This is a genomic window from Vibrio clamense, assembly GCF_050337905.1.
Taxonomy (GTDB): domain Bacteria; phylum Pseudomonadota; class Gammaproteobacteria; order Enterobacterales; family Vibrionaceae; genus Vibrio; species Vibrio cortegadensis.
The window spans coordinates 1-22,389 of sequence record NZ_JAKJTJ010000034.1; the positions used below are offsets into that span (position 1 = coordinate 1).

General features: G+C 41.0%; 15 protein-coding genes. 2 read left to right on the forward strand and 13 right to left on the reverse strand.

Features of this window, described 5'->3' with window-relative positions; all coding sequences use genetic code 11:
• Nucleotides 1-463: 463 nt before the first annotated feature.
• The 3 genes from L4C39_RS18125 to matP form a co-directional block, all read right to left on the reverse strand.
• Entirely contained in the window at nt 464-1,678 is a 1,215-nt protein-coding gene (locus tag L4C39_RS18125; protein ID WP_429747303.1) for an HDOD domain-containing protein, read from the reverse strand.
• 650 nt (nt 1,679-2,328) lie between these two features.
• The gene (locus tag L4C39_RS18130; protein WP_113796674.1) at nt 2,329-2,640 is read right to left on the reverse strand and encodes a DUF3634 family protein; all 312 of its coding nucleotides are present in this window, start codon (nt 2,638-2,640) and stop codon (nt 2,329-2,331) included.
• A gap of 14 nt (nt 2,641-2,654) precedes the next feature.
• On the reverse strand, nt 2,655-3,104 hold the full coding sequence (matP, locus tag L4C39_RS18135) for a macrodomain Ter protein MatP (RefSeq protein ID WP_136995449.1): 450 nt from the start codon (nt 3,102-3,104) through the stop codon (nt 2,655-2,657).
• Between the two features lie 165 nt (nt 3,105-3,269).
• On the opposite strand from matP, the gene L4C39_RS18140 reads away from it, so the two are divergent.
• Both L4C39_RS18140 and fabA read left to right on the forward strand, forming a co-directional pair.
• Nucleotides 3,270-4,925, forward strand: a complete 1,656-nt coding sequence (locus L4C39_RS18140; protein ID WP_017053651.1) for an AAA family ATPase — start codon at nt 3,270-3,272, stop codon at nt 4,923-4,925.
• A gap of 70 nt (nt 4,926-4,995) precedes the next feature.
• Entirely contained in the window at nt 4,996-5,514 is a 519-nt protein-coding gene (fabA, locus tag L4C39_RS18145; protein WP_017053650.1) for a bifunctional 3-hydroxydecanoyl-ACP dehydratase/trans-2-decenoyl-ACP isomerase, read from the forward strand.
• 155 nt (nt 5,515-5,669) lie between these two features.
• Here fabA and rmf read toward each other — a convergent pair whose 3' ends face one another.
• The 10 genes from rmf to pepN form a co-directional block, all read right to left on the reverse strand.
• The gene (gene rmf, locus L4C39_RS18150) at nt 5,670-5,843 is read right to left on the reverse strand and encodes a ribosome modulation factor (protein ID WP_017053649.1); all 174 of its coding nucleotides are present in this window, start codon (nt 5,841-5,843) and stop codon (nt 5,670-5,672) included.
• A 152-nt stretch (nt 5,844-5,995) separates the two neighbouring features.
• On the reverse strand, nt 5,996-7,690 hold the full coding sequence (locus L4C39_RS18155; RefSeq protein ID WP_429747306.1) for a DUF3466 family protein: 1,695 nt from the start codon (nt 7,688-7,690) through the stop codon (nt 5,996-5,998).
• A 15-nt stretch (nt 7,691-7,705) separates the two neighbouring features.
• On the reverse strand, nt 7,706-9,622 hold the full coding sequence (locus tag L4C39_RS18160) for an ABC transporter ATP-binding protein (RefSeq protein WP_017053647.1): 1,917 nt from the start codon (nt 9,620-9,622) through the stop codon (nt 7,706-7,708).
• Nucleotides 9,600-9,842 (reverse strand): glutaredoxin family protein, encoded by a 243-nt coding sequence (locus L4C39_RS18165; RefSeq protein ID WP_113796664.1) that lies wholly within the window; start codon nt 9,840-9,842, stop codon nt 9,600-9,602. Before L4C39_RS18165 ends, L4C39_RS18160 begins: the two co-directional genes overlap by 23 nt.
• Before the next feature lie 5 nt (nt 9,843-9,847).
• Nucleotides 9,848-11,983: a bifunctional 23S rRNA (guanine(2069)-N(7))-methyltransferase RlmK/23S rRNA (guanine(2445)-N(2))-methyltransferase RlmL gene (gene rlmKL / locus L4C39_RS18170; RefSeq protein ID WP_429747309.1), complete on the reverse strand. Its 2,136-nt coding sequence runs from the start codon at nt 11,981-11,983 to the stop codon at nt 9,848-9,850.
• Between the two features lie 694 nt (nt 11,984-12,677).
• Complete coding sequence (locus L4C39_RS18175) at nt 12,678-13,220, reverse strand: cell division protein ZapC (protein ID WP_017053644.1); 543 nt, start codon at nt 13,218-13,220, stop codon at nt 12,678-12,680.
• A gap of 164 nt (nt 13,221-13,384) precedes the next feature.
• On the reverse strand, nt 13,385-14,395 hold the full coding sequence (gene pyrD / locus L4C39_RS18180) for a quinone-dependent dihydroorotate dehydrogenase (protein ID WP_113796658.1): 1,011 nt from the start codon (nt 14,393-14,395) through the stop codon (nt 13,385-13,387).
• 46 nt (nt 14,396-14,441) lie between these two features.
• Nucleotides 14,442-19,286, reverse strand: coding sequence for an NAD-glutamate dehydrogenase (locus L4C39_RS18185; protein WP_429747311.1), 4,845 nt, complete (start codon nt 19,284-19,286; stop codon nt 14,442-14,444).
• A gap of 189 nt (nt 19,287-19,475) precedes the next feature.
• Entirely contained in the window at nt 19,476-19,694 is a 219-nt protein-coding gene (locus L4C39_RS18190; RefSeq protein ID WP_136995443.1) for a DUF2835 domain-containing protein, read from the reverse strand.
• Nucleotides 19,695-19,766: 72 nt separating this feature from the next.
• Nucleotides 19,767-22,373, reverse strand: coding sequence for an aminopeptidase N (pepN, locus tag L4C39_RS18195; protein ID WP_429747313.1), 2,607 nt, complete (start codon nt 22,371-22,373; stop codon nt 19,767-19,769).
• Nucleotides 22,374-22,389 lie beyond the last annotated feature (16 nt).

Here is a 22,389-nt window from a genome sequence, read left to right on the forward strand (position 1 = left end):
TGATAAAACGGCTTTTTTGCTAATTGGGACGGATGGACAACAACGAAATCTAAAAGATGATCATATATGCAGTAGCAAAACGAATTGGTGGGACTGTAGGTTCTGGCGGGTCTATCCCTGCGGGGCTTAATTCGTATTATGCAATTTATGTTACGGGTTAACTTCTAAAAACGATTCTCGCGATGAGCATCTAAAGAGCCAGCAAGCTGACTCCCAGAATGAGCATATCCCTCGCCCACGTTTTGATTCAGTTAAGCAAAGCAAACCACTCAACATAAATTTATGCCAATAATACGCACCGAGATATCGGAGATGATTCGGCCTCAAATACAGTAAAACTTAGCACTATTGTTTCAATTGATTCGCAACAAAAAATTAAGTGACACTGTAATGTATTTTCAACCAAAAAAAGCCAAACACTATTAATGTTTGGCTTTGATCACTGGTGATTTACAAGCAACCTCTACAATGCGTAAGTTAACTTTCCTGGCGAGCGCGTTTTAATATTGGTAAGCGCCGCCCCTGGCATCTGCACTGTAGAAAACCAATATGGTTTGTGTTTATCTTGAAAAGCTTCACTTCTTTGCATCGCATCATAAATCGAAAATTTATGAGCCTGACCTAACGCTGCACCATAAGCACTTCGCTCTTCAATCTCAATATTTTCCAGATCTTCGATAATTGCATTTTTAAGATGAATCGTTGCCGGCTTCCACTCAATTTCATTCAACAAGCGTTCTGTTAAATTTTTATCCATTTTACGGATAACACTAGGCAAAAAGATCAGTGATGGTTGAATATCAGCACAAGCATAGTATTCATCTTTTAGACCTACTTCTCGATATTTAGTCATGACATAAACCAAAGCATCCTCAAAAACCTGGCTACAAAGGTTACTCATCACAAACATACTCATTGTCCGCAATGTACCTAACAGAACCCCAACTTCGGGACATTTAACATCCGTTTCTTGTAATCGCATACGAGTTACATTTGAAGTAACAACTAAATGTTGCCACATTTTGGGTGCCATATGATTCGTATTTTTGTCTGACCAGCGAAGTAATGGACGAGCCATTAAGACCGGGAACAGAAGACGACAATTGTCGATTCCAATAAGTCCCAATGCTGTTTTAGCATCAACGATCCCTTTAGAACTATTTGATAAGCGTTCTGAACCTGACGTATTAACAAAATCAAGAACAGACGAACTAAGCTGATGGCTGTTGTCCAGAAGTTCCCCTAGCTTACGAAAACTCAGTGACGGTGAGTAGGCAAAAGATGCTAATTCACCAAAATCTGGTACACGTCCGAATAAGCGATTCATCTCATCTGATGCCAGTTTTTCACACATCATTCGTTCGGCAATCATTGAAACTTTATCGATAGCACTTTTTAATGTTTTTTGCTTCGTCGCTAGCTTCTCATCTTTCTCTTTTATTCTTGATTGCTCACATTCAAGTAAAATACGTTGATTGCGAGTTATCCGGTCATTTTCATCAAAAATCACATCATCACAGAAACGGTCTTGCAAGCTCAATCGCTTATCTACATCATTTTGGTCAACAATGTATTTAGGGTTAATCAGCCACTTTGCATATCGTTCTGACACTTCAGTTGTCACTCGATTTGCCATCTCTCGAGCCTGTGGTGTATAGCGTTTATTTGTTAGGAGCAATATTGCCTGTCCTTTTGCAAAAACTATCTTATGAGTTTAGCTCGAATCTGATGCTAAATGATAATTATGTAATAAGAGATCTTGGTTCAGAATAATAATCATATTTTAGCTAATTACCAGAGCTAACATTAAGAGTTTTCATCAATATAGTCATTATGTTGAATTACAGCAGAAATTTATGGGGAGATATGAAGATTCAGGTACTTCTCAAGGTAGGTGTATTTAAATTTAGTCCCTTTCTGAAGATATTTTTTACTCAGTTTACATACTTTGCTATCACCACTCGTCTTTACCGATCGAATCGAAGCCCGGCGCGAATCATACCTCATTTCAATCATGACATTACAATAGCCAACGTAACCATCTGTATGCTTTCTTACATGTTTTATAAGTTTTGATTTTATCTGTTTCGCTAGCGGGTTTCTCTCTGAGTCATCGGCCAATGAGAGGCTACTAATAAACATTAAACTTGCTAAAACACATACTCTCCAATACATGGCTACACTCTCCGATCCTATGAATTACGAATGTAAGCAGTATACGGATTTGTATTTACTCAGCGTTCAAAAATGCAAAACTTGAGAGTGTGATATCAAGATGGTGTAACAATGAAACCTAGTTACCATTAATCGATGGAGCCATTGAGTCATTTATTTGCTCTTCTTCTTACCGCTTGATTTGAAACCTTGATGCGGAAACACGTTTTTGATTCGCTGCTGTACTTTCTTTGGAACAGATTTGGAAAACACCAATTTCATCCCGGTTCTTTGACTATATACTTTTAGATCGCCATCAAAAGAGGATTTGTCACCAATTTCAACAAGATTGTGTTTAAATGATGGAGGCAAGTGCCCTTTTGTCTTTAAAATCATGCCATTTTTAAATGAAATTTTTAATACTGGGCGATCTACTGCAACTAGCCATAGGACCAAAATGGCTGCAATCAATATTACATACATCATATTAGTAACCTCAATTATTCAGATAATAATTTACTAAGATCTTCTTTTAAATTTGTAACTGTTTTACTTGCCTTTTCACTACGGGAAGCTTCACTCAATAAGTATTCTATAGCGTCTGATAAGGTACAACCTAGCTCACCAGCGCGTTGCGATAATTTTTCCCACACACGGTAATCCAAATCAATGGACTTCTTCTTTGTATGGATTTGTTCTGCATTAAAGTGACGTTTACGCTTAGCTCTAATCGCTTGTTTAAGCTTGTTGTCCAACTCCAACGCCATATGGTTTTCAATCCATTCAAGTACAAGCGTTGGCTCATGCTCTAGTTGTTTTAGTTGTGCTACAGCATGGTCAGCTTCGCTTGAATCAATGTGTCTAGTTATTGAGGCGCCATCTTTCCATTTTTTAACTAAATATTGCCATTTCCAGCCACATTCTAAGTTTTCAAGTTGCTGATATTTCATGTGTAAAGATCCCGTTGTTAGCTAGGGTGACAGCGTAACCCAAGGTCTTAATCAAAACAATATAATCAATGTCAAAAAGGGATTCAGATCGTGAATTAGATACTGCTATTACCTACTCACTTTTTTCTATATACTTTCGATCCTTTTTATTAAACAGTAATCTCGATGAATCAAGAAGATTGGCGTTTAGCCACTCCCCAGTATGAGCAGTTTCAGCCACTATTTGAGCAGTTTTTATCTATCAAGTCACAGAGCTTCCTAGATCTACAACCAAGGTTAAGAAGTGCAATTCAAAGATTCGATCAACTTTCTAATCTATCAAGAGTGCTACTTGTTAATTCCCCTGATAATGCTGTATATCGCGAACTACTGATCTCTAGTATTCGAGAACACTCGCTAGTTCCTAGCTCTTCACCAGTCATATGCGCTGAAACGCTAGATATAGAGAGTCTGTTTGATCATTATTCAGTTTCCAACTCGGAAGTTTCTTTACTTGTCCCTGGCCTGCTCTCTCAAGCTGATGGCGGCTACCTTGTCATTTCAGCTAATTTGATTTTAGCAAATCCGTCTTTGTGGATTAAATTAAAATCAGCACTATTAGGACAACGTGTTCAAGCGATTAACAGTGCTCCAAAACAGATCACACAAAGCGTCGTGGAACGAACATTTGATATCAAGTTAATTGTTGTCGGTGATCGTGGTCAATTAGCCGATCTTGACTATTTAGATGAAGACATTCAATCCGGTTTTTGTTTATTTGGTGAAATTGAGATGGAGATGAAGGTTGAAACACCTCAATCTCTAGAGCTCTATTTGGGATATTTGAAGTGGTTAACTTTTCGATACCAACTACCTCAATTAAGTATTGATGCCCTACCTCGATTACTTACCGCAGGCGCTCGTGAAACGGAAGATCAAGAATACCTACCTGTTTGCGTAATTTGGCACAACACCATTCTGACTGAATCTGCGATTGAATCAAACCATGAAACCATCTCCTTTGAGCACATCGATCAAGCGATCGATCATAAAGCTTTCCGGGAAAATTATCTCCCGAACCGAGCTATCGATGACATTCTAGACGGACAAGTCATCATTGAAACTGAAGGTGAGCAAGTTGGTCAGGTGAATGGCTTAACGGTTATTGACGTTCCTGGGCATCCGATTAGTTATGGTGAACCTGCTCGTATTTCTTGTGTGATTCACTTTGGTGATGGTGATATCTCTGATGTTGAGCGTAAAGCTGAACTTGGTGGCAATTTACACGCCAAAGGGATGATGATAATGCAGGCCTTTGTCAGCAGCGCTTTAAACCTCGATGAACCACTTCCGTACGCAGCTTCTGTCGTGTTCGAGCAATCATACTGCGAAGTTGATGGCGACAGCGCTTCACTTGCTGAGTTATGTTCGCTTGTCAGTGCCCTGTCAGAGTACCCAATCAATCAACAGATTGCGGTGACAGGTGCTGTGGATCAATTTGGTCGCGTCCAAGCCGTTGGTGGTTTAAACGAAAAGATTGAAGGTTTCTACCGAGTATGCGAACACCAAGGCTTCACTGGTAAACAAGGCGTTGTATTGCCGAAGAGTAACCTTAAGCATCTTGCTTTACACAAAGATGTCGTAAATAGCATTAAGAATAATGAATTTCACATTTGGTCCGTATCGAATGTTGATGAAGCCATTCCGATCATCATGGATAAACCTTTCCGTGGAGATCAAGAAGACAGTGTGATCAATAAGATTGCAGAACGTATAGAAAATTTTGAAAGACACGAGCATCCCCATGGAATTGTGGATCGCATCAAGAACTGGTTTGCTTAGTACTGATCGGACTTGTTTAGCGTACACGTGTTCACTAAAATGCACGTATCAAAAATTGGAGTAATTGATAATGCAAAATAAACGTGATTCTTACACTCGCGAAGATCTTTTAGCGTCAAGCCAAGGAGAACTTTTTGGCCCAGGACGTCCTCAACTACCAGCACCAAACATGTTGATGATGGACCGTATTACAAAAATGTCTGAAACTGAAGGGGAATTTGGTAAAGGCTTGATACTAGCTGAGCTAGACATTACTCCTGATCTATGGTTTTTTGACTGCCATTTCCCAGGTGACCCTGTAATGCCAGGCTGTCTTGGCCTAGATGCAATGTGGCAACTTGTTGGATTCTTCCTTGGCTGGGTTGGTGGCGAAGGTAAAGGTCGCGCATTAGGTGTTGGTGAAGTTAAATTCACAGGCCAAATCTTACCTACGGCTAAGAAAGTAACTTACGAAATCAATATGAAGCGTGTTGTGAACCGTCGATTAGTTATGGGACTAGCAGATGGTCGTGTGTTAGTTGATGGAAAAGAAATCTACGTCGCGAAAGATCTAAAAGTGGGTCTTTTCCAAGATACCTCTAACTTCTAGTTCAAATGAGAATCTCATAAGTTTTATTAGCAGCTCAATTGAGCTGCTTTTTTATATGCGCACTTCAGCGTCAGGATTTAATTGTCTCTAATCTCTAACGCAGAAAAGACCCATAAATGAGTCTTTTCAAATCCTATAATTGTATGAAAGGTATTTTACTTATAGAGTCCCGATTGCTTATCGTCTCTGGCATCACGCCATCCACCTAGCCAATACGAACGAGAGTCCATCTGTTGATACGGGCAAGCTTCTTGAGATTTCCCATTTAAACCTGCTTTATATCCTTGAGATTGCGCTCGATCTAGGCGATCACGTTTTTGTCTCTTCATTATGCAGTCCTCTTACGATGATTCTATTTTCTTACATACAACGGGTATTTTTTAACACCACAATTAAGAGTTGCTCAAAAAACGTACTTTCTCAAGTTAAAAAAAAGCACAAATTCAAAAATGTGAACTTGTGCTTTAAAGTCGAAACTTATTTATTTTCTACGGAAACTAAATAAACCAAGCATTGTCAAAACGAGCCAGCCTAAACCTGCACCTTGGCGCTCAACCGCTGTTTGGTCATTACTTCGGACGTGAATATCATCTTTTGTTGCGTCTGAGATAGGAATCAGCTTCACCGCAACGATTTGTTCTTGAGTGTCACCACCACCGCAGTATGAATTATGTGACGTTGTATCGTATCCACCAGCAACTGAGCACTTAATTGCCGTCGCTGAAATTACGCCAGCATCGTTGATATCTGTTGCATCGATGACACGGAAAGCATTATTAGCCTCTGAAATAGTGAGATCGCCAGCAGTGTCACCATTGGTTAGATCATCCAACCACCACGCTTTATTATCGAAAATAGCTTGGCGATCAGAAACAGAACCTTGCGCTTGCGTCCCATAAGGATAAATAAACCCACGGTGTTTACGAGCACGACCGCCATCTTCACGGTTGGTTTCAGCGTCAATTTGGCCAACAATTTCATTGAAATTATTGATCGCACCCGCTTTTCCACCAGCGCCAGTAAAGAAAATAGATTCAGTGCCATTTAGCATCGTGGTAGTAGTTCCATCCGTAGAGTCATCATAAGTTGAAACAAAAATTTTATCTGGATACGCACCGCTATCTGCATTACCACTATTGTAGTGCTTCGCTTGTCCAAGAATAAGATGGTTTTTATTAATGTCGACTGCAGTAGAGTGAAGATAAACACTGTCGCTGGCAGTTCTTTGCACACCACTAATAGGCTTCTGAGTCCAAGTTGCTGCTGCTAAGTCTTTAGAAGTACTTTCGAACACGGTGGCATTCATGTACTGATCGTCGTAATTATTAAAGCCAACCGCAATGATCTTATCTGCATCGACATAAAATGAACGAAGACTTGCTTGTGCTAGCGCATCTTCATCTTTCTCTACACCACCAGCCGCCCAATCTAGTTCAACTGTTTTAGAACCGTTCCAAATAGCCGCTTTTGATGCGTAGTAAGCACCATTATCATTGGTTACTGCTGTCGAAACGCTACCAGCACTATATGTACCATCACTAAACCATGCTCGTGATTGATATGGTACATCAGTAAGAGTTAACGCATTCGGCGCAACCGCTTTGTTTCTTGTACCATCAATAATACTCTGGTTGCCTACAGGTTTCCCATCAGAAGTAAGAGCATTAATCACATTATTAAAGTTACTGTTTATCCAAGCACTTGCGTCGCCTTCAACAAAAGCTAATGCATTTTGTTCTTTGTTCAGTTCTTTACTGTAACCTTCCCACTCAACACTCGCCCAAGTTTTGCAGGTGTTATATTGTAAATAAGCATCACAGTAATCTTCAAAATCACCGGCTTCTTGAACATAGCTGAAGGAATTGTCCATCCCAAAAGGCGCTTCTTCACGGTAACTAATACCTTCTGCCCAATTACGGGTATCACCTGCCAACTTATAAGCTTCACAGGCAGTGCTATCAACTGAAGATTCAAAACAGCCTAATTGACTTGCTCCTGCATCATAGTTAGCAGCAACAGGTTGAATAGTTTCACCATACACTTCTACATATTGATCAGCTGAAACCCCCGTAGGGGCAACTTCAACGATCTTGTAGAGGGCTGCATTTGCTGAAGTCGCAGCTAAAATAGTAGCGGCGACAGTGGTTAGCTTAAATGTAGCTAACTTTAAATTCATACGACTCATTAACAATTAACTTTCCTGTTGCATTGCTTCAAGCTCTTCCCAACGCTCAAAAGCAACTTCAAGCTCCTGCTCGGTGGCAGACAACTTGTCTAAAATGGGTTGTGTTTGCTCTGCTAGCTGAACAAAGAAATTGGGATCGTTCACTTGAGACTGCAGTGCTTCAATTTGTGTTTCTAACTCTTCTAAACGAGAAGGTAAAAGTTCTAACTCTCGCTGTAGCTTATACGATAACTTCTTCGCTTTAGCTTTTACTGGTGCGGTTTTGGGAGTTTCCTCAACCACTTTCTGTTTCTTTGGTGACTTTTCAACCACTCGATACTGCTGAGCTTGCAGCCTTTGTTGCTGAGCATCGTGATAACCACCCACAAACTCTTCAACTTGACCATTACCTTCAAATATCCAGCTCGTCATTACCGTATTATCTACAAACTGACGATCGTGGCTTACAAGAAGTAAAGTACCTTGATAGTTGGCAAGCAAATCTTCTAAAAGTTCCAATGTTTCGATATCTAAATCATTGGTTGGTTCATCAAGAATCAATAAATTATTCGATTTAAGGAAGATTCGAGCCAATAACAGTCTATTTTTCTCACCACCAGACAGTGCTTTAACTGGCGTACGAGCACGCTTTGGCGAGAATAAGAAATCTTGAAGGTAGCTAAGTGCATGACGCTCTCTGCCGCCGACAGTCACTTCTTGCTTCCCTTCAGCAAGGTTATCAATTACAGATTTTTCTGGATCTAAAATTTCGCGATATTGATCGAAATACGCCACTTCTAACTTAGTACCACAATGCAAACGACCAGAATCAGGCTGCAATTTGTCTAATAACAACTTGAGAACTGTACTCTTACCACAGCCATTAGGCCCGATAAGTGCGATACGGTCACCACGCATAATATTGAAGCTGAAATCAGAAACAATCTGCTTGCCTTCAAACGCAAAAGATAGGTTTTCAGCTTCAAATACAATCTTACCTGAGCGAGCCGAGGTATCGATTTGCATATTAGCCTTACCTTGCACTTCACGTCGGTTAGAACGTTCTTCACGTAGTTTCTTAAGTGCTCTTACACGACCTTCATTACGAGTACGACGAGCTTTGATACCTTGTCTGATCCAAACTTCCTCTTGAGCAAGCTTTTTATCAAACTCAGCATTTTGCATCTCTTCAACACGCAGCGCTTCTTCTTTCTCTATTAGGTAATTTTCGTAATCGCCAGGGTAAGAGCACAATTTACCGCGATCCAAATCAACAATACGTGTCGACATCGATTTGATGAATGCGCGATCGTGAGATATGAAGATTATTGACCCACGGAAATCCTTTAAGAACCCCTCTAGCCATTCAATAGTCGTAACATCAAGGTGGTTAGTTGGTTCATCAAGGAGCAATACATCCGGATCACACACTAATGCACGAGCAAGTGCCGCTTTGCGCTGCCAACCACCAGATAATTCCGTCAGTTTGGTTTCAGCATCTAATTTAAGAGCGGCTAATACATTCGTTACACGATCTTCGAAACGCCAAGCATTCGAGTGATCAAGCTGTTCTTGTACACGAGATAAACGGTTAATATTCTTCTCTGATGGGTCGATAGCAATAAGATCAAGAAGATCGTGGTAGATCTTGAGTTGCTCACCAACTTCAGCCAAACCACCAGACACGTATTGATAAACCGTACCTTCTTCGTTACGTGGTGGATCTTGTTCTAATCGAGAAACGACAACATCTTGCGTGATCTGAATTTTTCCATCATCTAGCAAAACATCGCCTGCTAGAATCTTCATCAGTGTTGATTTACCCGCACCATTACGACCCACGAGACATACCCGCTCGTTTTCTTGCAGAGCAAAATCTGCATGATCAAGTAATGGGTGGTCACCAAAAGCCAGTTGTGCGTTATGTATGGTAAGTAATGCCATTGTTATTTAACCAGTCTTGTAATTCTTGCAGGCCGAAAGGCCAATTAATTTCTGAATTTTGATATTTGAGCACAGGTATTGTGACCCCGTAACGTGAAAACAACTCATCATCAAAAGCGATATCCACTACTTCAACTTGGTCTGTCAAATTCAACCTTTGAAGTAGTTCGAATGCCATCTCACATAGATGGCACCCTTCTGTACTGTATAATGTCAGCACTTTAATTAACCTTGAGCAGCATCACTGTGCGTAATCACCCAGCAATTGTGAATGTGCTTATTACGTGAGAAATCTAGTGGTAAGGTTTGGTGTGAAATATTACGAGCAGACAAGCCTAACTCTTTCAACGCATCTAAATCCATTTTGAAGTGACGTTTGTTATTAGAGAAAACAATCGTCCCCTGCTCATTCAAGATACGTTTTAAGTTCTCCATCAGCATAATATGATCACGCTGAATATCGAAAGATTGCTCCATACGCTTTGAGTTAGAGAACGTTGGCGGATCGATAAAAATAAGATCGAATTTATCTGTCGCCTTCGCTAACCACTGTAGGCAGTCTGCTTGCTCAAACTTATGTTGCTTACCTGATTGACCGTTCAGCGCAAGGTTCTCTTTCGCCCAATCTAAATAAGTGTTCGACATATCAACCGTTGTCGTTGATTTAGCACCACCACAAGCAGCATGAACTGTTGCAGAGCCTGTGTACGCGAACAAGTTTAGGAAATCTTTACCCGCTGCTAACTCACCTAGCTTACGACGAGTCAACTTATGATCAAGGAACAGGCCTGTATCAAGATAGTCTGTTAGATTAACGATAAGCTTAACGCCGTATTCGTTGACTTCCATCTTAGACGACTGCTGAGCCAATTTTTGGTATTGCGAACGTCCTTTCTGTTTTTCACGAACTTTAAGTACAACGTTATTTGCATCAACACCTGTCACTTGAATGCTTGCTCGAATGATGTCGGTTAAACGGCGTTTTGCTTTCTCTTCAGGTACATCTTTCGGCGCCGCATACTCTTGGATCACAAGGTAACCTGGGTATACATCAATAGCGACATTGTACTCAGGTAAATCTGCATCATAGATTCGGTAGCAATCCAGTTTCTCTTTACGTGCCCACTTGCCTATTTTACCAATGTTTTTCTTTAAACGGTTAGCAAAGTCAGGAGCGACAACGGTCTGTTGATCAGCTTCCGGACGTTCTGACATCGGGCGATCTGAGATTGAATAGTTCTTTTGGTGACACGGTAACGCACCGTTATTCAATTTATACTGTTTTTCAGCTCGCATGCGTAAGCAACTAAGCAGCTCATCATTACTTGAGAAAATTGATGCTTGGCAACCACCAAACTCTGATTTCAGTTGCGCACCAAACGCAGTGTAAAGCGCAATAAGGCCAGGAGCTGTACCCAAACGTTCACCATATGGTGGGTTTGAGACAATCACACCATTGTTAAATTCAGCAGGTTTCTTGAGTTGAGCCGCATCACCCAACGTAAATTCGATAAGGCTCTCTACACCAGCACGACGAGCATTATCACGCGCAGTTTGTAAAACGCGCGGATCGTTATCTACGCCATAGAATTTGCATTCTACCTTCTTAACACCACGGCGAGCTTGTACGCTTGCTTCAGATTTTACTTCTGCCCATGTTTCTGGCTCAAAATCTTCTAGAGCTTGGAAGCCCCAAGATTGGCGCTTAACACCTGGTGCCATATTCGCTGCCATCATCGCAGCTTCAATGACCAACGTACCAGAACCACACATAGGGTCTAAGAAAGGTTTCGTTGCATCCCAGCCACTACGTAGAATAACGGCAGCTGCAAGCGTTTCACGTAAAGGCGCTCGGCCAGACTCTGGGCGGTAACCACGCTGATGAAGACCACTCCCCACCATATCAATACCAATCAAAGCTTTATCACGGTGTAAACGTACGTGAATACGAAGATCCGGCTGATCTTTACTGATCGAAGGACGAGGTAAACCTTTCTTTTCGAAACAATCAACAACCGCATCTTTTACTTTCATTGCGCCATATTGACTATTACGTATCTCATTATTTGTACCGTTGAAATCAACAACAAATCGCTTTGAACTGTGGAAGTTATTTACCCAGTTCACTGATGTTGATGACAAGTACAAGTCCATATCATCTTGGCAAGTGAATTCAGACAAAACACGTACAAATCTAGATGCTAAACGACTCCACAAACAGCAACGGTAGATCTGTTCATTCGTTGCTTTAAATTTCACACCGGCTTGAACCGGTTTTGGGTCAGAGATCCCTAATTGCTTTAGTTCTTCAACTAATAGGTTCTCAAGGCCGTTTGAGGTAACCGCTAGATATTGATTCATAGTGTTCTTTTATTAATAAAAAAATGAGCTTGATTATACCTGAGATTGCAGAGGATTCATCAAACTAACTGATTCTTTTCTTTCTAAAACCGCTCAAATGCTCATCAAACCACCAGCTTAGCTTCTCTATCGACATTTTCATTCGAAAACTCAGCACTCTTGAATCAGCACCATAAACAAAGGGGTTTATTGATAGTGAATACTTATTCGCGCTAATTTTGGACTATACCAGATTGGTTTTTAAGGTGAAATTTAGCTACAAATCTTCATAAACAGGGAATAATATTGGCATTAAGGAGGATATGCAGTGCTTGAAAGTGTCACAACGAGAGAAAAATATTTTCATTTTCTGTATACGTATCATTAGTAAGACACATACAGGGTAGATATATTGATTGATTAATAGGCAATTTGGGGGCTAGTGACACCTTATATTACATCTAAGATATATAGGCTATATGGCTTATTTATTGACATTCTCATTAATACAGAGAATATCTGTTAATCTCCCCCACCCATTAAGCCTATTTTTTACAAGAATTTACGGGCGAATTTAATGGAGTTATTCAAGGAAGGAGTATTTAACGGAATGGTGACGTGAATAATTGAGTTATAGCAGAAGGAGGCTGATAACTAGCTATGTAGTGGGAATTAAACTATGTTGGGTATCAAGGTGTTGGGCATTAAGGGATTGTTAGCCGACTAATGCAATGTGATTAGATGCTAGGATATGATTTGCACATGCCATGCGGTCATGCATCACTTTAATAGAATCACCAAAATTGAGCATTTTGGATGAAGTAAGCATAAATGAGTCACGCTCTACCGATATACACAGGCTAGCGTTATCCCCTACCTCTAGAACGATGAAGTGTCCTTGCCCGTTCTCATTGACCAAGCTAATAATATCACCTTCACAAGGCTGATAGCCTTCGCCTTGATAATCGAAGAACCAGCTCTTAGGTTGTACTGGTTTATGGAAACGTTTAGCCGCTACGCAATATAAGGTAAGTTCGGCTTGGCGAGGTTCGCTTAAGCCTAAATATTGGATTTGTTCTTTGTATGTTTGAAAAGCAGAGGCATCATCAACTGTGAATTCATTATTTCCAATTGCACAGTCAACCAATAGTTTACGAACCAAGTTTGTTTGAAACAGCATATTTTGACCGAGATCTAGCATTAAGCTAGAGCTCTCGTCTTCAAAATACCACTTCCATGTATCGCTCGGTTTCAACATTACTTTGTCTCATATCTTCAAGATAAACGTAGGAATTAAAAAAAAGCACCACTGCTATTTCTTCAATAAATACAATTCTACAAAGCAAAGCGAAAAAAAAAAGGGGAAATCATTTCCCCTTCTACATTTAAAACGACCCAGTAACTTATTGCAATTTAATAAATTTATAGATTTTTAACGATATCTCGTACTAAACCTGGACCTTTATAGATGAAGCCTGAGTAAACCTGTACGAGTTTAGCGCCAGCCATCATCTTCTCTTTTGCTGCAACATAAGAGTCGATACCACCCACTCCTATAATCGGGAGTTTATCACCAAGTTCTTCATGAAGCTTACGAACGACTTCAGTACTGCGTGATTGAACAGGACGTCCACTTAAACCGCCCGCTTCATTTGAAAACTTCATTCCTTCAACGATTGAGCGATCAAGAGTGGTGTTGGTTGCGATAACACCATCGATCTTATTGTTGATCAGAGATTGGCAAATCTGACTAATTTCATCATCACTCAAATCTGGTGCAATTTTCAATGCAAGAGGTACATACTTACCATGTTTCTGTTCTAACTCTGATTGTTTCACTTTTAGATCTGAAAGCAATTCATCAAGAGCCTCTCCATATTGAAGAGAACGAAGACCAGGAGTATTTGGTGAAGAGATGTTTACCGCAATATAGCCTGCGTACTGATACACTTTTTCCATACAAATTAGGTAATCATCGCTACCCTTTTCGATTGGTGTATCTTTGTTTTTACCAATGTTAATCCCAAGTACGCCATCGTAATTTGAACGTTTAACATTCTCGACGAGTACATCAACGCCAAGATTATTAAAGCCCATACGATTGATGATACCTTCCGCTTCAACAAGGCGGAACATACGTGGTTTATCATTGCCCGGTTGAGGAAGAGGAGTAACCGTGCCGACTTCAATGAAACCAAAGCCCATTGCACCGAAAGCATCGATACATTCGCCATTTTTATCTAAGCCAGCCGCTAGCCCTACAGGGTTCTTAAAAGTAAGTCCCATGCATTCAACTGAGCGTTGAGGTAGTTGCTGACGATAAAAAAGATCAATAGGTGTGCCGGTAAAGCGTTGAAGATTTTGGATTGCAAGATCATGTGCCTTTTCGGCATCAAGTTGGAAAAAGCCACTTCTGGCAAGACGGTAGAGCATTGTGCCTCCGATAATAAAAAGCCCCGTATAAACGGGGCTGTATTATTTACTCATTTGCCGAACAATTCAAATTTAATAACATCAATTCCCGTAAAGCGACGGAAAATTTAGCAAATTCATGAACAGAACCGACTTTGAACTCATTTAAGATGCTCTCCCAGCGATGAAGAGAAATTGAGTTCGCGTCAATCCACTCATCAAGCGCCTTCATCACATCAAGATCTTCTGGCGCGCAACCACAACTCAGAACTTGTCCCGTTAATTGGCGTTGTTGCCAATCTAAGTCTTCTCGGAATGCAGCTCTTGCAAGTGCTTGCCAGTTATTATCCACACCTTGACCGTTGATTTGCTTCAAGAACCAGTGAAGTGAAAGTCTGTCACCCAAGTTAAAGTACAACTTAGCCGCTTGAACGACTGTTTTGCCTTTTTCACGGGATACTGTAGATATATCCAGCGCTGAGTATAAACTAGACAACCTTGCAACATAATTAGCAAGTTCAGCATCAATGCCGCGATCAATCCATGACTTCGCTAACTCATTATGTTCTGCAACTTCATCAGGAACCAGTAGGTCATCAAGCTTATCAACAATGGTATCGACATCATTTTGATAAAGAGCAATGAGTTCTTTAACTGATAACTTACCTGTTCTATTTCGTAGTAACCAACGAGATAAACGGCGAAGTGTACGACGAACATAAAACATTAAATCATATTGTGCCGTTGAATCCGCTTGGTTATCTAACTGTCTTAAGTTCTTAAGAACCTCACCCAAACCAAATATTTCACGCGCAGCGGCATAAGAATTCGCAATGTCGGCAATAGTCGCCCCTGTCTCCTCTTGCAAACGAGTGACAAAATTGCAGCCCATCTCATTAACCATTTGGTTGGCGAGACCTGTTGCTATAATTTCTGCACGTAACGGATGGTTATCCATATGTGATAAATAGTTACGACGTAACGCTGTCGGGAAGTACTGAGTTAATTGCTGCGAATGGAACTCATCTTTTGCAATTTCATCACAAACAAGATCTTCTTTAAGTACCATTTTGCCATAAGCAATCAGAACCGAAAGCTCTGGTCGAGTGAGCGCTTTGCCCAACTTCTCTCTTTCAAGTAATGTCTCATCATCTGGAATGTACTCAAGAGCACGATCTAGATAGCCCCCTTTCTCCATTGCGTGAATAAAGCGTATCTGCTCTTTCACCAATGATACCCCTTGATGTTCCGTCACAGAGATTGATTCAGCCTGGCAGTAAGCATCATCCAGAACGATCTCACCCACTTCATCTTCCATTGACTCAAGCACTTGGTTACGCTGCTTAACCGTCATATCCCCATTTGAGACTAAACCATTCAAGAAGATCTTAATGTTAACTTCATTGTCAGAACAGTCTACGCCACCAACGTTATCGACAAAGTCTGTATTCACACGACCGCCAGTAAGAGCGTATTCAATACGACCTAACTGAGTCATACCCAAGTTGCCGCCTTCTCCGACAATCTTAGCTTTAAGATCTTTACCATCAATACGGAGCGAATCATTTGCGCGGTCACCGACATTCGTATGGGTTTCAGTAGAGGCCTTAACATAAGTACCAATCCCCCCATTCCAAAGCAGATCAACGTTCATTTTCAAGATCATTTTGATCAAGTCATTCGGCGTTGCGGATCCTTTCTTCGTACCAAGCATCTTCTGGATCTCAGGAGTCAGAGAGATAGACTTAGCTCGACGAGAGAAAATACCACCACCTTTAGAGATGAGATCCGTATTGTAATCTTCCCAACTTGATCTTGGCAGGTTGAACAGACGGTTTCGCTCTTCCCAACTTGGTGCCGACTCGGGATTTGGGTCAATGAAAATATGCATGTGGTTAAACGCGGCTTGCATGCGAATATGTTTCGATAGCAACATGCCATTACCAAACACGTCCCCAGCCATATCACCGACGCCAATTGCGGTGAAATCCGTTTGTTGGCAATCAATACCCATTTCACGGAAATGACGTTTAACCGACTCCCAACCCCCTTTCGCAGTAATACCCATTGCTTTATGGTCGTAACCATTAGATCCACCAGAAGCAAAGGCATCGCCTAGCCAGAAATTGTACTCTTCTGACACTGAGTTCGCTAAATCAGAGAATGTAGCAGTACCTTTATCTGCGGCTACAACCAAATACGGGTCATCTTCATCATGACGAACTACGTTCTTCGGAGGGCTTACCTCACCTTCAATGATATTATCTGAAACATCCAGAAGTGCGCGAATGAATCGTTTATAACAGCGCTGACCTTCTGCAAAAATCGCATCACGAGTAGTGAAGTTATGCTGACGTTTACAAACGAAGCCACCTTTTGCACCCACGGGTACGATTACGGTATTTTTTACTTGTTGAGCTTTTACTAAGCCTAGAATCTCAGTACGGAAATCTTCTTGGCGATCTGACCAACGTAAGCCACCACGTGCGACCTTGCCTCCACGTAGATGCACACCTTCAATATCTGGTGCGTACACAAATATCTCAAACTCTGGCACAGGTGCCGGAATTTCTGGGATATCTTTCGGCTTCATTTTTAAAGCGAGCCAAGGTTTAGACTGTTTATTCTCATCCAGCTGGTAGTAGTTGGTACGCAGCGTGGCAGAAATCATCTCCATATAACGACGAATAATTCGGTCATCATCGAGACTTTCTACGTGATCAAGCTGTTCAGTGATCTTCGCGATCAAATCGGTTTGACCTTTGATTCGACCTTTCGCTTTTGGATCAAAACGCTTAACAAAAAGATCGACTAACCCTTTTGCTAGATTAGGATAATGAGACAGTGTTTCTTCAATGTACTGCTGACTGAATGGGAAGCCGACTTGACGCATATAGCGAGCATAAGCACGTAAAATTGAAATTTCACGCCCAGTTAGACCCGCTCCAAGAACCAAACGGTTAAATCCATCACTCTCTAACTCACCAGACCAAATTGCCGCGAATGCTTGTTGGAAACGATCTCTTGCCTCTCTAAGATCGACGGTTGCTTCACTTTTATGAAGCATGGAGAAATCAAGGATCCAGTACGTACGACCATTGGATTTTCTAACTTCGTATGGAGACTCACCGATAACACGTAAACCAAGGTTTTCAAGCATTGGCATTACGTCTGAAAGGTGGATTGGCTCATCACTGTGATAAAACAGCTTCAAGCGCACCGCTTTTGAGTCTGCAGTTTCTTCTTGTGGACGATAAAACAGCATCCCCAGCTTATTCTCTTCACTTAATGCTTCAAGTCTTTCAATATCAGCAACCGCAGAGCCTGGCATCATGTCATCTTTGTATGAACGTGGGAAAGCTCGCATGTACTCTTTGGACAGCGGTAAACCTTTGCTTTCACCAAAGTTTGCAACAATAGAATCGGATAAACGATCGTCCCAAGATGAAGATACTTCCATTAGATTTTGCTCGATCGTTTTTGCGTCAACATTGATATTGCTTTCGTTTGCACGAACAATGTAATGCGTTCTCGCTAGTGGGCTCTCTGAAAAATAAGTCGTAAATTCTACTTCTTGTTCACAGCCAAAGTACTGCTTCAAAATGCGTTGAGTCTGGCGGCGAAGTTCCGTGTTGTAACGGTCTTTGGTAACGTAAACCATGCAACTAAAGAAACGACCAAACGGGTCTTTACGTACGAACAAACGCAACATATCTCTATCTTGCATTTGAACCACGCCCATCCCGACTTCAAGAAGCTCTTCTTCTTTTGCTTGGATAAGCTCATCACGAGGATAGTTTTCTAAAATATTGTGAAGCGCTTTATAGGAGTACGAACCATCACGATATTGACTCGCATCTAGGATACGTTTTACTTTCTCACGAACCAATGGAATGCTTGCGACACCTTGGTTATAAACAGCTGATGTATACAACCCAGTAAAGCGGTGTTCACCTGTCACTTTGCCATTTTCATCAAACTTTTTGATACCAATATAATCGGTGTAAGCTGGACGATGTATACGAGAAGCAGTGTTGCCTTTTGTCAGTATCAGCAAAAATGGTTTTTTTGCTTCTATACGCGCAGAATCTGAGAATTCAGATAACTTCACACTTCTTACGCGATCTGGATTAGCAAATAGCCCTAAGCCTTTATCCTTTGTTGGTCTAAGAAGAGTATCCCCATTTTCAGAAACAAGATCGTACTCTTTGTACCCCATAAAGGTAAAGTTGTGATCACCTAACCAACGGATAAATGCGGTTGTTTCATCAAAACGGTCGCTCTCAATTGGAATAATCGATTTATTTGCTTCAACTTGATTGGTAACTTCTTCTAGGCGTTCAACCATTAGTAACCAATCATTGACCACCAAACCTGTATCATTGAGAATTTCTATTAACTCATTTTTAAGGTGAGTCATCTCTTCTTTGCTGCTCAATCTATCCACTTCTACATGAAAAAGAGATTGGAAAGCACCTTTGCCATTATTCACATCGACAATTGCGCCATCCTTTGTACGATCAAGTTGGGTTGGACCATGAAGCATCAGGTGAGAAGAGAGATCAAGACGGTTGAGAGCCATCTTTACAGAATCGACAAGAAATGGACTATCTGGAACGACAATTTCGACAATAGTATGTGTCGACTGCCAACCTTGGCGGCTTACTGTTGGATTGAAAACCCGTACCGAAATGTCTTCCGCTTTCTTTTCTGAGATATGATGCCACAGGCTGATTATTGCACCATAAAGATCAGATTCATTCCTTTGGACTAAATCATCCTGTGAAATATTACTAAACATATGTTTAGCGAGATGTGTAACTAAAGGCTGATGAGCAAGCTCGAGTTTGTCTTGAATAAGTTGGTACACTTTTTCAAGCAGAACCGGCACTACAATTTCACGCGCGGTCATATTCATACTCCACAATTAGATTTATCTTTATTATAGGGGATCGCCAGATTTGCATATCTAGCTTAGGTAATGCTTAATCTTATTGTAAAAGTTTTATTGATAAATAGTTAATTGTTTTGGGGCTGGTAGGAGGTGAAATGTTTGATAATGTGATTAAGATTCTATTTAACTCTCTGAAAATCATGAAGGTCACAGAGCTTCTAACTTTATAAACCTATTATTTTGGTCAGTTGTTAGTCTAAAGCGTCCTTTAAGGCCAATTTGGCTAATAAACGGGCGAAATCGTGATGCTGGCAATTGCAAACGCAGCCCATTTTCTGTAACAACTTGCACGGTGCTTGCTGCGCCTGAGTAGTGAGAGAAAAAAGCTTGGTAGCTGATGTTTAGTGAAAAATGGTAATAGTTCATGATATTTTTAATCGTTATAAATGAAAAAGGTGGCACACTGAATGTGCACCACCACTCTATCAAAATAACAAATTAAGCTTCTAGTGCTTTCGTTACTTTTTCAAATAAATCTTTTGCTAGATTATCCATTGCTTTTAATTTCTCAAGCTCCACTTTGATCAAATCTTGGCGCTGTTGATCATAGCGGCGGTACTTAAGTAATGGATCAATAAGGCGCGAAGCAACTTGTGGATTGCTGCTATTTAACTCGCGTAGGATCTCTCCTGTAAATTGATAACCTTCACCTGATTTCGCATGAAATTGAACCGCATTGAAATTCAAGAACGAACCAATCAAATTACGAGTACGGTTAGGGTTTTTCAAGCTAAATGCTGAATGTTCCATTGACACTTTAATATTATCTAAAGCATTAGGTGCAGGGTTCATCCCTTGAAGCGCAAACCATTTGTCCATGACAAGTCCATCATGTTTCCACTTGTCACTGTAATCTCGCATCAAAGTTTCACGACAAGGTAACTGTGCTGCATTCGCTGCAGACATTGCCGCAATCGTGTCAGTCATGTTGTTAGCCGAGTTGTACTGCTCTACTACTAACGCATCACCATTTTCATTATTTGCTAGGAAAGCCAAACATGTATTACGCAATGAACGTTTGCCGATCGCAGCATGTTCAATCGTGTACTCATCTTGTTTTAGGCTATGGTAAGTTGCTGATAATTCGTCATTCAAGTTTTGAGCTAGTGTTACTTTCATCCCTTTCAAGACAGTAGCAATCGCATCCACATCCACTTGTTTAAACCAACCAGAGACTTCGTTGTGATTTGGTAAGCTTAATACTTCTGAAATAAATGCAGGTTCTAGTTCTTCATTCAGCAATACGCCGCGGAATGCATCGATGACGGACTCAGGTAGTTCAACACTCTTGCCTTGCTGGACATTATCGATATTGGTACGAATGTATTTACCCAGTAGCATTTGGCTTGCATCCCAACGAGCGAACTCATTACGTGCGTTAACCATTAAGAAGATCAGTTCATCATCAGAGTAATCGTATTCTAATTTAACAGGCGCAGAGAATTCTCTTAATAGAGATGGAATCGGCTGTTCTGTTACATTTTCAAAAACGAAAGTCTGTTTATCTTGCTTAACATCCAGCACATTATGAACTTTTTCACCGTTACACTGTAGCGTAATCGGTTCGCCACTTGCGCGATATAGTTCAATATCGAATGGAATATGAAGTGCTTGCTTCTCTTTCTGTTCATGTGTCGCTTCTGTAGATTGCTCAACCGTTAATGAATAAGTCTTGTTTTCTTCATCATAGTCACTTTCAACACGAAGAGTCGGTGTACCCGATTGGCTGTACCACAAACGGAACTGAGTTAAATCGACACCACTTGCTTGCTCCATTGCAGCAACGAAATCTTCACATGTTGCTGCGGTGCCATCATGGCGTTCAAAGTATAACTTCATCCCTTTTTGGAAACCTACTTCACCAAGCAAAGTATGCATCATGCGGATGACTTCGCTGCCCTTTTCGTACACAGTCAATGTGTAGAAGTTATTCATCTCAATGACTTTTTCTGGACGAATTGGGTGAGACATTGGGCTCGCATCTTCAGCAAATTGAGGGCCACGAATAGTACGAACATTTCCGATTCGATTTACAGCACGAGAACCAAGATCCGATGAGAACTCTTGATCTCTAAAGACGGTTAAGCCTTCCTTCAAACTGAGCTGGAACCAATCACGGCAGGTAACGCGGTTTCCTGTCCAGTTGTGGAAATACTCATGACCTATAACGGCTTCAATACCTAAGTAATCGGCATCGGTTGCGGTTTGGTTATTTGCTAGAACAAACTTGGAGTTAAAGATATTTAATCCTTTGTTCTCCATTGCGCCCATATTGAAAAAATCGACAGCAACGATCATGTAAATATCAAGATCGTATTCAAGGTCGAAGCGCTCTTCATCCCATTTCATTGAGTTAATCAACGATACCATTGCATGGCTAGCACGATCTAGATTGCCTTTATCTACAAAGATTTCTAGTGCAACATCACGACCTGATTTCGTGGTGTACTTATCGCGGAGTACATCAAAGTCGCCAGCGACAAGCGCAAATAAGTAGGCAGGTTTAGGATGTGGATCTTGCCATTTAACCCAGTGGCGGCCACCTTCGATTTCGCCTTCATCGACTCGATTACCATTACTCAGTAAGAATGGGTACTGCGCTTTATCAGCAATAACCGTTGTCGTAAATTTGGCTAATACGTCTGGGCGATCCATGTAGTAAGTTATACGACGGAAGCCTTCAGCTTCACACTGGGTGCAGAACGCACCGCCAGATTTATACAAACCTTCTAATGCACTGTTTGCTTCAGGATCAATCAAGGTAACAATCACCAACTCAAACTCACTCGGTAAGTTTGCAATCTCTAACGAAGCAGGATGAATCGTGTAGTCACTCCACTCTTCTCCGTTAACACTGATAGATTTGAGCTCTACATTGTCACCCTCTAGATTCAGCGTTGTGCTATCTAGTTGCTGTTTTACTTGAGATACAGCGGTGACTAAAGTGACGTTATCATGTAAGTCGAAAGTCAGATCAAGATCTGAAATAGTATGAGATGGAGATTGATAATCTTTACGGTATTTGGCTTGTGGGGTGTGTGCCATGTCTTAATCCTTGTAC